Here is a 15,089-nt window from a genome sequence, read left to right on the forward strand (position 1 = left end):
TACTTCATCTATAACATATAATAACTCATTTGAGTCGCTGAATAGGAAAAGGTTTAATGATTTTTATCAAAGAATAATCCACTTCCGATACGTTCAAAAGGATTTTCAGACATATTTTATATTTTTTTCGTTGTGTATGTTGTAAATATAGCAAAATTTTAGACTTTGAAAAAGGTTTATCAGTATGCCTACACAAGTTATGAAGCATTATTGTGACAATGTGGGAAGTTTTATAATGAAAATAAAAAAAAATCTTTATTTTTGCTTCAATAAATGCAACACAGTGAGTGAAATAACTAGAGTTCTCAAAACTTTTATAGGGTATTTGAAAAGACCCGATCTTTATCCGGAATTGGGCCGGAAAATTATTAAAAATACAGTTAATAGAGGAAATGCTTTTAAAGGGAAGGATAAAACAAATTCCTGGGCTGCAGAAAAATGTATTTCACAGAAAGAAGCAGTTTCAATGCTTTTCGGGCTTGATATCAAAGCTTTCCGTAGTGAATATCAGGAGGTTTTAGCCGATGCGGCACAGAAAGAAAAAAATTGTCCAGTGAAAATGGGAGGTCCGGGAGCACTGGAGCTTATTTATTATGCCTGCGAATTTACCCATGCACAAAATGTGGTTGAAACAGGTGTTGCTTACGGATGGTCTTCATTGGCATCTCTTTTATCTCTTACAAAGAGAGGAGGAACCCTTTATAGTTCGGATATGCCTTATCTGGCTCAGGATGGGGATCAGTATGTAGGATACATAGTTCCTGAAAAACTGAAAAGCAACTGGAAGTTGTTCCGTTTTGCAGATAAAGAATCACTTCCTAAGATCTTTGCAGAGAATGCTGTATTTGATGTTCTTCATTATGATTCCGACAAAAGCTATAACGGAAGAATGTGGGCTTATGATGAGCTTTATGCGCATTTAAAAAAGGGTGGGGTTTTTATCAGTGATGATATCGGAGATAATTCAGCCTATCAGGATTTCTGTGAAAAGAACAATATAGAAACAACAGTAGTGGAATACGAGGGAAAATACATCGGAATTTTTATCAAGTAAGCCGGACGGAAATCTGTTGTTGGAAAAATCGTATGAATTCTGGATCATGGAAATTTTAAATATACTTATAATACGGCTGTTTAAACCGTTCTTATGAAAATACCCCAGATTACGTTTACCCGGTTTATTGCGGCAATGGCTATTGTCATTTCCCATTTTAACAAAGATATGTTCCTTTACAATATAGACTATATTTCAAATGTTTTTCTGAAGGCTAATGTAGGAGTAAGTTATTTTTTTATACTCTCTGGGTTTATCATGGTTGTCGCTTATCATAAGAAAGATAGGATTGACTATTTTGATTATTATAAAAACAGGTTTGCAAGAATTTATCCGCTATATGTACTGGGGCTTTTGCTTTATCTGGTGACACGGTATTCCAATTTTAGTTTTTACAAAGCTTTTTTATACCTGTTTGGTCTTCAGAGCTGGATTCCGGGAGAAGCAATGATCCTGAATTTTCCGGGCTGGTCTATTTCTGTAGAATTTTTATTCTATCTGATTTTCCCTGTCCTCTATAATTATCTCTATGTCAAACGGAATAAAAGTATCTGGTTGATTACCGTCATGATCTGGGTCGTAACACAGATGTTTTCGGGGCTTTACGCAGAATCATCTTATTATGAAGGACCTCACACTAAAAGTCATGAACTGCTATACTATTTTCCGTTAATGCATATTAACGAATTTTTAGCAGGAAATCTGGCAGGTATATTTTTTGTGAGAAATCATCAGCAAAAGAATTATGATGTACCAATAGTACTCATTTTTATGCTTATTATTTTGTCACTTATCTTTATCCCTCTTTTCTATCACAATGGTTTAATGGCTGTATTGTTTATTCCTTTTATTGTTCTCATATCTAAAAATAACGGGTTGATCACTAGACTGTTCTCTTTAAAGCCACTGGAATATCTGGGAGAAGCAAGCTATGCCGTTTATATTACGCATATTCCTGTTTTGTATATACTCAGGGAAGTCATACAATGGAGTGGCTGTAATATAAGGATAGATCAGGTATTCGGGATTTATATTATTGTTTTAATCTGTACTTCAGTTTTGTTTTATCAGTTTATTGAAAAACCTTTGAGGGACTATCTGAGAAATTTGTAATGAGATAAAATAATTCTGCCATCCACATAAAAAACACCATTATGATTAAAAAAAGACTCACAGATTTTTCTGCATAAGCAGAAATAAGAATAGTTATTACAATCTGTAGATTCTTTATGTATATTTATCTCCGGAAGTAACAGGCTTATATTTATACGTTATCAATCATTTAAAGCGAAAAAAAATGAAAAATGTTTCCCTGAAATATACCATAGAAAAAAGCTTCATAGCTTTAAGGAAGTTGTGCCAAAAGATATCTGTATCTCATAACTTTTAAAAGCACATTATGTTATTCAATTCAATAGGATTTCTTATTTTTTTACCCATAGTATTCTGTTTATACTGGTTTGTTTTTAATAAGAAATATCAGGATCAGAATAAGCTCTTGCTGTTGGCGAGCTTTTATTTTTACGCGTGCTGGGATTGGAGGTTTTTGTTTTTACTGATGTTTTCCATTGGTCTGGATTACCTTTCTGGTATTAAGATTGAAAATAGCAGGAATAACCGTGAAGCAAAATTCTGGCTTACCTTAAGTATTGTAATCAATCTCGGATTCCTGGGATTTTTTAAATATTATAATTTTTTTGTTGAAAGTTTTGCCGATCTCCTGAGCAGTCTTGGATTCAAGGTGAATGTCTGGCTGCTGAACGTGATTTTACCAGTGGGGATTTCATTTTACACTTTCCATGGGCTCTCTTATGTAATTGATGTTTATAAAAAAAGAATCCGTGCTGAACGCAGTTTTATTGACTATGCAGTTTTTGTAAGCTATTTTCCTTTGCTGGTGGCAGGACCTATAGAAAGGGCAACCCATCTTTTGCCTCAGATTCAGAAAAAGAGAACCTTCAGCTACGATCAGGCAGCAGACGGAATGCGCCAGATTCTTTGGGGATTCTTCAAAAAAATGGTTATTGCAGACAATTGTGCACCATTGGTGAATGAAATTTTTAATAATTATCAAACAGAAAGCCCTGTCAATCTTGTGATAGGAGCATTATTATTTGCTTTCCAGATTTATGGTGATTTTTCAGGATATTCTGATATTGCATTGGGAGTCTCAAGGCTTTTTGGAGTTGAACTTCTCAAGAACTTTGCATTTCCTTATTTTTCAAGGGATATAGCGGAATTCTGGAGAAGATGGCATATTTCGCTTTCTTCCTGGTTCCGGGATTACCTTTATATTCCTTTGGGAGGAAGTAAAGGTAGTCTCGTCATGAAAATAAGAAACACATTTATTATTTTTCTGGTATCAGGATTCTGGCATGGTGCCAACTGGACGTTTATAATCTGGGGCGGGCTTAATGCTTTATTTTTTATGCCCCTGCTGATTATGGAGAAAAACAGAACGAATATGGAAGTCGCGGCACAGGGAAAATGGTTTCCATCTCTTAAGGAAATACTGCAGATAATGATTACATTTTTTGCCACCTGTATAGCCTGGATTTTTTTCAGGTCAGAATCTGTATCTCAGGCGTGTGCCTATATCAAGCGTATCTGCAGCCTGGAACTGTTCTCCTTTCCCGCTCAGTTCCCGGTAAAAGTTTTTGCATTGGTGGCTTGTATGCTGATGATAGAATGGATTAACAGGGAGCAATTCCACGGGCTTCAAATAAGAAGATTCAATCCATGGACACGCCGTATTCTTTACGGAATCATTATTTATATCATTCTCCGTTATGCCAATTTTGGCAATAACGAGTTCATTTATTTTCAATTTTAGCATGAAAAAGTTTCTAATAAAAATAGCACCTTATTTTCTGGCTGTAATAGGGGTATTGGCTGCATTGGGAGGCTATGCAGATGGGAATACGGATGATAACTATATGCACTTTGCTGTTGAGAAGCCGCAGAATATTATTTTAGGAGATTCGAGAGGATCTCAGGGAGTTGTTCCTGATATTCTGAAAACCAAATTATCAAGGAAATTTGATAATTTTTCTCTGAATGTAGTGGAATCTCCTTACGGCCCAATCTACTTAAAAGCCTTAAAAAGGAAATTAGATCCTGAAACGAAAGACGGTGTTTTTATTGTAACGGTGGATCCCTGGGCGCTTTCTCTGAACAAAAGTATTAAAAAGGCTCAGGATTTTCCTGAGGTACACTCTCCGCTCAATGATATGCATGTATACGACAGGTCTCCAAATTATGAGTACCTTTTAAAACATTATACCAGAAGCTGGTTTAAAATCTATACGGAAAGAGCCTCTGCTGTGGGAAAATCCAATTCATTTCTTCATGAGGACGGCTGGATGGAAATTAATGTCAATATGCGTAAAGATTCTGTTGCTTTAAGAACTAAAAGAAAAGTAGTTTTTTATGAAGCTCTGGCGAAGCAGACTGATCTGTCCCGGGAACGATTGAAAGCATTAGACGAAATAATCAATTATCTTAGAACAAGAGGAACTGTTTATTTGGTACGGATTCCTGCTTCAGAAAAGATTATGATGATTGAAAATAAAAAGTATCCTCATTTCAGCAGCTTGTTGCATGATATTTCCCGTAAACAGAACATAAAATTTCTAGATTTCTCGCAGAAATATAATGATTACTTATACACAGACGGAAACCATCTGTATAAGGAATCCGGCAAAAAATTAACTTCCTGTATTGCGGACTCAATTAAGGCTGGTAAATAAGCAGGTTCAATATAAATTTAAATGCCTTTCTCCTGTTTCATTCTGAATGAGATCCTGGGAGTTTTATTAATCTTTTTACCTATAATTCAGACTAAAATAACCCTTTTCTGAAGTTGATATTATAAATCCCTTTACGTATACTGGCATAATCTGATATCAGGTAGGTAATAATCATTTTCCATTTTTTCAGGGATGAGGCGTTCGCAATCTGGAAACTTCGGTACATTCTTTTAATATGCTTTTTCATATGGTCAGGCATCGTTGCTTCGGAGGTTGCCCAGTCATCTACTTCTTTCCATAAAAGGACTCTTGAAGTAGCCGGTTTTGCTTTTTTTGAATCAATCTTTGTAATTCTGTTATTTTCATGTATGCCCCTTACTGCAACTGCCTTATCTAAAATTCCAGGAAAAAGATCCAGGTAAAAGGAAAGACGAAATAAAAATTCTGTATCCTGATGGAGTCTCAGGCTTGATTTAAATAATGTTTTCACTTTATCTATCAAAGCACTTTTGCGAATCGTCAGTGTATCAATACTAAATAAACCAAAGGATCCCAGCATATAAATCTGACCGGGAAAAACATCTTTTGGATTACATTTTTGATATACTGTAGTAAGTTTATCTTTAAATAAAGGATAATATTGTTCCTTTGCCTTTTCAGAATAGTAATGAATACCGAGAGCTCCATAAACTCCTTCTACTTCGGGATTTTTAAAAAGTTCTCTTTCAGCATCAAATCTGTTAGGAAGATAATAATCATCAGCATCCAGAAAGGCAATGAAATCACCGGTAGATTTTTCTATCCCAAGATTTCTGGTAGGTCCTGCCCCATGGTTGCCTTTGTCAGGGTGTTGGTAAACATGAACTTTGCTGTATTTTTCAGCAAGCTGATGACAAACCTGCAAGGCATTGTCGGGAGATTGATCTTCCACCAGGATAACTTCATACACTTCATTAAACTGAAGAGCAGATTCTACTGCCTGGGAGACATATTTTTCTGCATTGTAAACGGGAATGATTACTGATATTTTCATTTTATTAACTGTTTATTGCGAAATAGTCAAATACAATATTTTGGATTTTAATTGAAATTCCGTAGTTATTTTTGTGTTGTGGTAAGCTAAAGCTGTAAAGTTCTTATTGAATTACTGGTTTTCATTTTTCCAAGTGAGTTATCTCATTAATGAATATCTGAAGTTGATATTGTATAATCCGGATCTTATGCTTCTATAATCGGTAAACAGATATTTTATAATCAGGCTCCACTTCTTAAATAAAGGAGCCTTTGCAATTTCAAAACTTCTGTGCATTCTTTTAAGATGAATCCTGATTTCATCAGAAATATGCTTTTCGGTCTGAGCCCACTGTTCAACTTCTTTCCAGAGTAGAGCACGTGAAACCGAAGGGTCTATGATATGAGCATCTACTTTTGTGATGCGGTTATCTTCATGTATACCTCTCATCGCAACAGCCTGGTCTATAATGCCAGGATAAAGATCAATGTAGTAAGAAAGCCGAATCAGAAATTCTGTATCTTCATGAAGTCTCAGATGAGGCTTGAATAATGGCTTAATTTTATGTAAAGCTACTCTTCGTATAGTTAAAGTATCAATACTAAACAGTCCAAAACTTCCCAGCATATGAATTTGACCCAAAAAGACCTCTTTAGGAGTATGTTTTTTGTAAACAGTGCTGAGCCTGTCCTGAAATAACTTATAATATTGTTCCTTTGCTGCATCTGAGTAATAATCTACACCCAATGCACCATATACACCATCTACTTCAGGATTTTTAAATAGCTCACTTTCAGCATCAAATCGGTTAGGCAGGAAATAATCATCAGCATCAAGAAAGGCAATAAAGTCGCCGGTAGATTTCTCGATACCAAGATTTCTGCTGGGACTTGCTCCATGGTTTTTTTTATCCGGATGTTGAAAACATTTTACCCTGTCATATTTTCTAGCAAGCTCTTGGCATATCTGCAATGCATTATCCGGAGATTGATCCTCTACCAGAATAACTTCATGCACCTCATCAAACTGAAGAGCAGATTCTACTGCCTGTGAAACATACCTTTCCGCATTATAAACAGGAATAATTACTGATATTTTCATTTTCATCTTTTTCAGTCAATTGGAGAATTATATTGTGCTTATACAGTGTCCTTTTAAGTACCTAAATTTAAGCTTTTAATTTTTTATTTTAAGTAATCGGTTATCTTTTTTTTCTACAAAATGATACTGGAAAGCAGCAGATCAGCAGTGCAGAAACCTCTTAATATTTGAAGGTTATTAAGTTTCATGAGTGGGTATAGGTAAACCGGTATTTTGTTTTTAATATATTGGGAGTTTTAAAGACGGCTGCCAATATTCCTAAGGTTTTTGGAAAACCTTTTTTCAGAGACAGTTCAAATGCTTTTTTCTGCAGATAAATATGGCTGGCTGCATTTGTTTCTAAGGGAAGATTCTTTGACCATTCGTATAAAGAGTTCCAAAAAAGATACTGTCGCTGATTATATTCCTGAGAATATCTTTTAATCTTTGTAATTCTGTTATCATCATGGATTCCCCGCATAGCTACAGGTTCATAAATTTCTCCTGATTTTAAATAGCAGTGATAGGCCAGTTTAAAGATGAAATCAGAATCCTGATGCAGGCGTAGAGCCGGATTAAAGCGCAGATGATGAGTGTCCAGGGAAGATTTTCTTACCGTTAATGCATCCAGGGTAAAAAATGAGCCAAAAAACTGAGGCGTAAGTCCAAGTAAACCCTGAAAAACTTCTTTACCCTCTGCAGGATAGTTAACGGTCAGCAAATCATTGTTATGATTTCTGGCCTGAAATTCCATTTTTCCTTTTTCGGTAAGATATTCAGTACCAATAGCATTAAATATCCCTTCTGTTTCTGGATTTTTAAAAAGCTCTTTTTCTGCATCAAATCTATTGGGAAGAAAATAATCGTCAGCGTCAAGAAAGGCAATAAAATCACCTGTTGCATTTTCAATACCCAGATTCCTGCTGGCTCCGGCACCATGGTTTCCTTTATCCGGATGCTGGAAAAGTTGTACTCTTTTCTGCTTTTCTGCTAATTCTCTGCATATTTCAAGCGCATTATCCGGTGATTGGTCTTCTATCAGGATTACCTCATAAACTTCAGAAAACTGCAAAGCAGATTCCACAGCCTTGGTTATATATTTTTCCGCATTATAAACAGGAATAACGACTGATATTTTCATTTCAGGATTTTATAGTAGGTAAAACAGTATTGTGTTTTGAGTATTTCAGGATTTTTAATAACCTCTAACATGATATAAACATATTTTTCAGCTCCCTTTTTTAATGAAAGATCAAAGGATTTATACAGCAGATAAATTCTTTTCTTTTCCTGAGAAGAGATTTGGGCTGTAACGGCCCAGTCATATAAAGATTTCCATAGCAGAAGTTGTCTTTGGTTATATTCCAAAGTATATCTTATAATCTTGGTAATCCTGTTATTATCGTGTACTCCTCTTATGGCAACTGCCTGATCTATAATGCCTGTTTTCAAATAACAGTGGTAGGCTGCTCTGATGATAAAATCTGAATCCTGATGAACGCGTAGATTTTCGTTGAAATAGAGTCTGTGATTTATTAACGATGACTTTTTTATGGTAAATGAATTGAGGTGAAAAAATGACCCGAATTTTTCAGAAGTAAGCCCAAGGAGTCCCCGGAAAACTTCATTTCCTTCTGCCGGATAATTGACCGTAGTAAGGGTGAGTTCTTTAAACTTAGCCTCAAATTCCTGTTTTCCCTTTTCGGTTAAATATTCGGTACCGATGGCATTAAATACACCTTCTACCTTTGAATCTTTAAAAAGTTCTTTTTCTGCATCAAATCTGTTGGGAAGATAATAATCATCTGCATCAAGAAAGGCAATAAAATTAGCAGTTGCTTTTTCAATGCCGAGGTTTCTTGAGGCTCCGGCACCATGATTGCCTTTATCAGGATGCTGAAAAAATTTCACCTTTGGAATTTCATCAGCCAGTCTTCTGCAGACTTCCAGTGAGTGGTCGGTAGATTGATCCTCAATTAAAATGACTTCTTTTACTTCTTCAAACTGTACTGCAGATCTTACTGACTTTTCCAGAAATTCAGCAGCGTTATAAACGGGTGTTATGACAGAAATAGTGAGCATTACAGTAGAGAATTGTTATGATCCGCCCAAAGTGCAAGCTGTAAAAGATTCCAGTGCTTTTCATCTTTGTTCAGAAATGTTTGGGCTGCTTTAAAATCAATAAAATTAAAAACTTTATGATCAGGATTCTTCAGCAGATCATTGGAAAGATTCATAAGGTTTTCTTCTGCAAACCAGTTTTTTACTCCGAGCCCGAATCCCTGTTTATGACGTTTCCTTATGGTCTCTGTCCAGTAAGATCCCATTGCTTCCCGGAGAATGATTTTATCGTTGGTATTGTCCAGCTTCAGCTGATCGGGCAGCTGAATACAGAATTCTGCAAAGTCAAGATCAAGAAAAGGAGTTCGTACTTCCAGAGAATTGGCCATGGCCATTCTGTCTGATTTTACCATCATATTGGCAGGAACATAGTTTTCAAGATCCACTCTCATAATGTCATTGAGGGAATCGGTATCCGGTGTAAAACTATAAGTTTGCAGATAAACGGAACGGATGCCTAAGCGTTCTCTTTCTGTAGCATTAAAATGATTTCTCACCGAATTCAGATGAAAATCCATAATAGAAGAATACTGAATGTTTTTCCGGGTAATGAAAGAGGTTGTTCTTAATTTCTGATAGAGCTTTAAGCCGAATTGAGCCACCATATTTTTATAGCTGAAATGCTGTTTCATTTTATTCTCAACCGTATAAAAATGGTAGCCGCCAAACAGTTCATCTCCCACATCACCGGATAACACTACGGTAAGGTTTTTCCTGGCTGCTTTACAGATTTCGTAGTGAGGGATGAATGACGCGTCAGCAAAAGGTTCATCAAAGAATGGAGTGATTTTTAACAGCGAGGTTACAAGGTCCTGCTTTTTTTCATGAACCTCTATGTGGTTGGTTTTGTATTTGTCGGCAATTTCCCTGGCATACTTCAGTTCATTGTCTTTATGGTCATATCCGAAACTGATGGTAGTCTGATGAGGTAAAAATTCATCAACAAGGGCAACAACAGATGAAGAATCCAGTCCGCCGCTCAGGAAACTTCCTACTTCCACATCTGCAATAAGCTGTTTTTTAACGGCATTTTTTAGCAAATATAAAAACTCTTCTTTAGCATCAGATAGGCTGATTGTTCTGTTTTTTGCAGGAAGACTGTAGTATCGGGATACAGTAATTTTTCCATCTTTCCAGATCAGCTGGTGAGCCGGAGGAAGGGTATATATGTTACTGTAAATACTTTGATGGCTGCTTACATATCCATATTGAAGATAATGGGAGAGAGCATCGGAACTTACCTTAGGTTGAATAAGACCGGATGCAAGAATAGCTTTGATCTCTGAGGCGAAGATGAATTCATTATTTTTTCCGATGGCATAGTAAAACGGTTTCTCACCAAAACGGTCTCTGGCACAGAACAGCTGCTGTTTCTGATCATCCCAAATGGCAAAGGCAAACATTCCCGGCAGATCATGGATGAGGTTTTCCTGTTTTCTCTGGTACATTGCCAGAATAACCTCCGTATCTGATTCTCCATGGTAATGATATTCCGGATATTGTCTTTTGATATCCTGATATCCATAGATTTCTCCGTTTAAAACGATGCATTCATTCTTAGTATTTGAGAACATGGGCTGTTTTCCATTGTCAGAAAGATCGATAATGGATAATCTCCTGTGTCCTAACGCAGCATGATCATAGAATTCATAATGTGACGAGTCCGGTCCGCGATGTACCAGCGAGTCTGTCATCTTCAGGATTTCTTCCTGATAATTTCTGGCGTTATTGCTTATAATCCCCGCTATTCCACACATAAAGTTTTATTTTTCATCATTAATTTTCAATTTGTATAGCTAATTTACGACAGATTAAGAAAAGTAGGACCATTATTAATCAGTTGATTACGTAAATTTTTTAATTTTTCTCCATCGGCGGAGATTTTTTTATACTTCTGTAACAGTTGTTTATACTGACTGATATTACCGGTCAGCATATTTTTAAGCATACTCTGTTTCAGGGCTTTTTTTTCTTCCTGAAGAGCGTTTGGTAAAACAGGATTCAGAATATTGATCTCAATCCTGACATTTTCATATTTTGTATAATCTATTTTGTGAAGGGACTGAACTCCGTCATGTACTACCTTACTGCCGGGAACAAGCAGTACTTTCTTATGGTGAAAATGGATACGGTTGACATATTCATTATCTTCTCCATAATGGAAGAAATAAGGATTAAATCCTCCAATGGTTTCAATGGTCTTCTTGGGAAGCAGCCAGTGGGCTGCATTTACAAAACTAACCTCGTAGTAAGGCTTCACCGTCTGAAGATAAAGGTCTGAGATCATTCTTGTTTTTTCATAATCCTTGGCAATATACTGGTCTATGAAGATGTCGAGATGTTTTTCAGAACCGTCAATATGCATAGGACTTATAATTCCTATTTCATCAGGGTTTGGATGATTGTTGTAAACCTCAAGCATTGTAGCCATACTGTCTTCGTATATCCATGCATCCTGATTCATCAGGTAGAAGAATTCGGCTCCGGCTTTATATGCTTTTTCGATCCCGATGTTATTGGCTTTCCCAAAGCCTAAATTTTCAGGGGATTGTGTAAAATCCACTTCCGGAAAATGTTTTTTTATATATTCCTGTGTACCGTCTGTAGAACCGTTATCTATCACAAAACATTTCACCGGTACCGAAGAGTTTCTTAAACTGGTGAAACACCTGTCGGCCCATTTCATGGCATTGTAGGTAACAATAATAATATAAACCTGAGGCATTCTCTATTGATATTTTAGGGATGGTTAATTATCTTAACAATGTATATTTCATAATTTTAAATAGCTGCAGAATAAAAGTACTGATATTTCCAGATATTAAAAGCCTTTCAAAGATAGCAGAATAAAGTCTGGAATTCATTACCGGAATTTTAAATTCTTCCCTGTAATAATACTTAAGGATAAGTTGGTCAAGATCTTTTAAGATCTGTCTGTCTGCTCTCCTGTCTTTGTTCACCCGTTTGATATTTTTAAAGATTTCAATGGAAGTGCGGTGCTTTTTTTCAATTTCAAGAGAGCTGAAAACTCCGCCGCTGTGAAGACGGTAAACTCCAATTACGGTATTGAAACTTCTTCCTTTCCCAAATTCCAAAACATGATAAAAATAGTATAAATCCCTGTAATTAGGATATACATCTATCCATTTAAGGTCAATACATTTCCTTCGGATAAGATAGGTAAATGTCTGGGTGGGGCGTTGTATAAAGAAACTATCCTGTGTAAAATCAATATATTCCTGTTCTTTAAACATATTATTTTTCCCGTCATCAGTCATTTTATTTTCATCCTGATGAAGAAGCAGGTTTCTGGCAGTAACCATGGCATATTCGGGATGGGTTTCAAGAAAATCATATTGAAACTGAAGTTTATTTTCATCTGTCCAGTAATCATCACCTTCGCAATAGGCTAGATATTCCCCTTTTGCCTTTTCAAATGCAAATCTCTGATTTTCTACAAACCCGATATTGTTTTTATGGTTAAAATATCGGATAAGACCGGGAAATCTGGCAGCATATTCCGAAATAATAGGATCAGAATTGTCCGGCGAACTGTCATTACAAATGATCAGTTCAAACTTGAAATTTGTTTTTTGGCTGAGCACACCTTCAATGGCCTGCCTCAGAAAAGGGGCATGATTGTAAGTGAGCATGATGACGGATACTTTAGGCTCCATTGACTAGTAATGAAATCTGTTAATAAGGGAAGGAATGATATCCTTTGATTTTAAATTTATGAATTCCTGAGGATTTTTTTTGAGATCCTGGAATGTATAGGGAATAAACTGCCTGAAAAACTCCGTATCCATTTCAAAATTCATAGGCAGGTTATGTTTTTTCTGAACGATTCCGAGACCATAATCTGTATCAATAACAAAAACTTCAAGATCCTCCGGGTATTTTTTTAACAGATAAAGGATGGCCTTCCAGGTATCACCATTCCACTCACCGGTCCATTCCGGATGCTTTTCTTTTGTAAAAAATTCTTTTGAGTTGTAAGCTGTTGAAGCAGGTTCACTTACAGGGAAACAGTCATGCATTACAATAATTGATTTTTCATCCATGAAAGGAAGAATATTCAGAACATCTTTGAGTGCCTGATGATAGGTATGCATTCCATCAACTAAAGATATGTCTATGCTGCCAAATTTTTTAAGAAAATCCTTTTTCTGCTCAAAGAAATCGTCACTGGTCATTTCAAAATAATGCGTTTTTCTGTTATTTTTAATATCAAAAACTTTTCTTTTGAGTTTTTCCATTTTGGGGATTACAAAGTTGGGGTCTATTGCAATTTTGTTTTTGCAGCCTACGGCATATAGAGAAGTGCCGCTTCGGGTACCAATTTCAAGATATTTTTTAAAATTAGCCTTTTGTATGATGCTGTTGATAAGACGGATTCTGTTCATTTGTGGGTTTTAAATTTAATTATCTGATTATACTTTTTATCTTAAATTGAGAAATGCTGCTCCTTTATTACCGAGAATCTCCCTGAAATTTCTGATTTCATCAAACCGGCCTCTCATATAATTATATTCCTTATAGATTTCTGAAGCATTTGATAATTTTAATTTGAAGATCTGTTTTATTATCCTTGGGATAAAATCTCTGTTCAATACTTGCTTATCGAATTGGAGCGCAGGATTCAAATAGCGTTGCTCACGCTGTACACGTTGAGCATTGATATGATCTGTTTTATTGAACGATTGTTTGCCATCATGTACCACATGACTTTTTGAGGCTATCAAAATTTTTTTGTTGTAATAGGTTATCCTCTGAACATATTCATAATCTTCAGAATAATGGAAGAAATAAGGATTGAATCCACCTATTTCCTCAATTGTTTTTCTGGGAAGAAGCCAGTGGGCAGCATTTACAAAGTCAATTTCATAATAATCGTGTAGTGAGGCATTGAAAACATCTGAAAAGAATCTATTAATATGAGTATTCCTGGCTAAATATCTTTCGAAAAAAATATCCAGTTTTTTTTCAGTGCCATCCAGGTGCATAGGGCTTATAATCCCTATTTCATCGGGGTTTGAATGACTATTGTAGACCTCAAGCATTGTAGCCATACTGTCTTCATATATCCATGCATCCTGATTCATCAGGTAGAAGAATTCGGCTCCGGCTTTATATGCTTTTTCGATCCCGATGTTATTGGCTTTCCCAAAGCCTAAATTTTCAGGGGATTGTGTAAAATCCACTTCCGGAAAATGTTTTTTTATATATTCTTGTGTACCGTCTGTAGAACCGTTATCTACCACCAAACATCTCACCGGTACCGAAGAGTTTCTTAAACTGGTAAAACACCTGTCGGCCCATTTCATGGCATTGTAGGTAACAATAATAATGTGTATATGAGCCATATCAAATATACTTTTGGGTCAAAGCTTCTAAATACTTTTCAGGATTGATGCCTGCAAAAAAATCATTGATCTCTTCGCTGAAATCCACTTTGTAAAAATCGCCTTCATCCTCTTCCGAATAAGATGCTTTTTGATTGGCGCTTTTTTCAATAGCATGAACGATTTCCTTTAAATTATAATGGTATGGAAAGGCCAGGTTGATAATTTTATTGGGAGCATCCAGACAATTAGCCTTCAGGAAGAGGGAAATATCATCAATGTCCAGAAGCAGTCTTCTGGCTTTGGTGTGGAGGGCAAATCCCTGGTTGGAAGCAATCTGGGCTTTCAGAAAATTAAAAAGGGTATTGGGATTTCCACCCTTTCCCACAATATTTCCTATTCTTAAGATAAGGTAATTTTCCGAGTGATTTTGTATATAAGCTTCAATTTCCTTTTTATGAATAACATAAGGGCTTTTTTGTTTGGATTGGTCATGAATGCTTAAGGTAGAAAAGTAGATAATTTTCTTTTCCCTGTTTTCATTATGAATTCTTTTTAAAAGGGAAAACTCCCTCTCAAATTCCGATGGCCGGGTTTCCAGTGAATTGGAGACTCCGGATGCAAAAAAGACGATATCCTCTCTGTCATAAGATTTTACAGCATTTGCTATAATACCGTTGCCAATAATCATGCGCTAGTTATTTTTCATTAGTTGTGTAGTGTATGGG

14 protein-coding genes are annotated in these 15,089 nt (G+C 35.9%); 4 read left to right on the forward strand and 10 right to left on the reverse strand.

The window, feature by feature from the left end:
• Window positions 1-283: 283 nt before the first annotated feature.
• From ACODR7_RS06640 to ACODR7_RS06655, 4 genes are all read left to right on the forward strand, one after another.
• Window positions 284-1,054 (forward strand): class I SAM-dependent methyltransferase, encoded by a 771-nt coding sequence (locus ACODR7_RS06640; protein ID WP_488838213.1) that lies wholly within the window; start codon window positions 284-286, stop codon window positions 1,052-1,054.
• Window positions 1,055-1,147: 93 nt separating this feature from the next.
• On the forward strand, window positions 1,148-2,167 hold the full coding sequence (locus ACODR7_RS06645) for an acyltransferase family protein (protein WP_488838215.1): 1,020 nt from the start codon (window positions 1,148-1,150) through the stop codon (window positions 2,165-2,167).
• Between the two features lie 286 nt (window positions 2,168-2,453).
• Window positions 2,454-3,887 (forward strand): MBOAT family O-acyltransferase, encoded by a 1,434-nt coding sequence (locus tag ACODR7_RS06650; RefSeq protein WP_488838217.1) that lies wholly within the window; start codon window positions 2,454-2,456, stop codon window positions 3,885-3,887.
• A 1-nt stretch (window position 3,888) separates the two neighbouring features.
• Complete coding sequence (locus tag ACODR7_RS06655; RefSeq protein ID WP_488838219.1) at window positions 3,889-4,803, forward strand: hypothetical protein; 915 nt, start codon at window positions 3,889-3,891, stop codon at window positions 4,801-4,803.
• Window positions 4,804-4,894: 91 nt separating this feature from the next.
• Here ACODR7_RS06655 and ACODR7_RS06660 read toward each other — a convergent pair whose 3' ends face one another.
• The 10 genes from ACODR7_RS06660 to ACODR7_RS06705 form a co-directional block, all read right to left on the reverse strand.
• Window positions 4,895-5,836, reverse strand: a complete 942-nt coding sequence (locus ACODR7_RS06660; RefSeq protein WP_488838221.1) for a glycosyltransferase family 2 protein — start codon at window positions 5,834-5,836, stop codon at window positions 4,895-4,897.
• A gap of 138 nt (window positions 5,837-5,974) precedes the next feature.
• Entirely contained in the window at window positions 5,975-6,916 is a 942-nt protein-coding gene (locus tag ACODR7_RS06665) for a glycosyltransferase family 2 protein (protein WP_488838222.1), read from the reverse strand.
• Between the two features lie 184 nt (window positions 6,917-7,100).
• Window positions 7,101-8,036 (reverse strand): glycosyltransferase family 2 protein, encoded by a 936-nt coding sequence (locus tag ACODR7_RS06670; protein WP_488838224.1) that lies wholly within the window; start codon window positions 8,034-8,036, stop codon window positions 7,101-7,103.
• Window positions 8,033-8,977 (reverse strand): glycosyltransferase family 2 protein, encoded by a 945-nt coding sequence (locus tag ACODR7_RS06675; RefSeq protein ID WP_488838226.1) that lies wholly within the window; start codon window positions 8,975-8,977, stop codon window positions 8,033-8,035. Before ACODR7_RS06675 ends, ACODR7_RS06670 begins: the two co-directional genes overlap by 4 nt.
• Window positions 8,977-10,773 carry an asparagine synthase (glutamine-hydrolyzing) gene (gene asnB / locus ACODR7_RS06680; RefSeq protein WP_488838228.1) on the reverse strand — a complete coding sequence of 599 codons (1,797 nt, stop codon included), beginning with the start codon at window positions 10,771-10,773 and terminating at the stop codon, window positions 8,977-8,979. Before asnB ends, ACODR7_RS06675 begins: the two co-directional genes overlap by 1 nt.
• Window positions 10,774-10,817: 44 nt before the next feature.
• The gene (locus ACODR7_RS06685; RefSeq protein ID WP_488838230.1) at window positions 10,818-11,741 is read right to left on the reverse strand and encodes a glycosyltransferase family 2 protein; all 924 of its coding nucleotides are present in this window, start codon (window positions 11,739-11,741) and stop codon (window positions 10,818-10,820) included.
• A 28-nt stretch (window positions 11,742-11,769) separates the two neighbouring features.
• A complete protein-coding gene (locus ACODR7_RS06690; RefSeq protein ID WP_488838232.1) occupies window positions 11,770-12,693 on the reverse strand; it encodes a glycosyltransferase family 2 protein in 924 nt (307 codons plus the stop codon).
• 3 nt (window positions 12,694-12,696) lie between these two features.
• Window positions 12,697-13,422, reverse strand: a complete 726-nt coding sequence (locus ACODR7_RS06695; protein ID WP_488838234.1) for a class I SAM-dependent methyltransferase — start codon at window positions 13,420-13,422, stop codon at window positions 12,697-12,699.
• Between the two features lie 36 nt (window positions 13,423-13,458).
• A complete protein-coding gene (locus ACODR7_RS06700) occupies window positions 13,459-14,382 on the reverse strand; it encodes a glycosyltransferase family 2 protein (RefSeq protein WP_488838236.1) in 924 nt (307 codons plus the stop codon).
• A 1-nt stretch (window position 14,383) separates the two neighbouring features.
• Entirely contained in the window at window positions 14,384-15,052 is a 669-nt protein-coding gene (locus ACODR7_RS06705; protein WP_488838238.1) for an NAD-dependent epimerase/dehydratase family protein, read from the reverse strand.
• Window positions 15,053-15,089 lie beyond the last annotated feature (37 nt).

The sequence above is a fragment of the Chryseobacterium sp. FG46 genome (assembly GCF_057809135.1).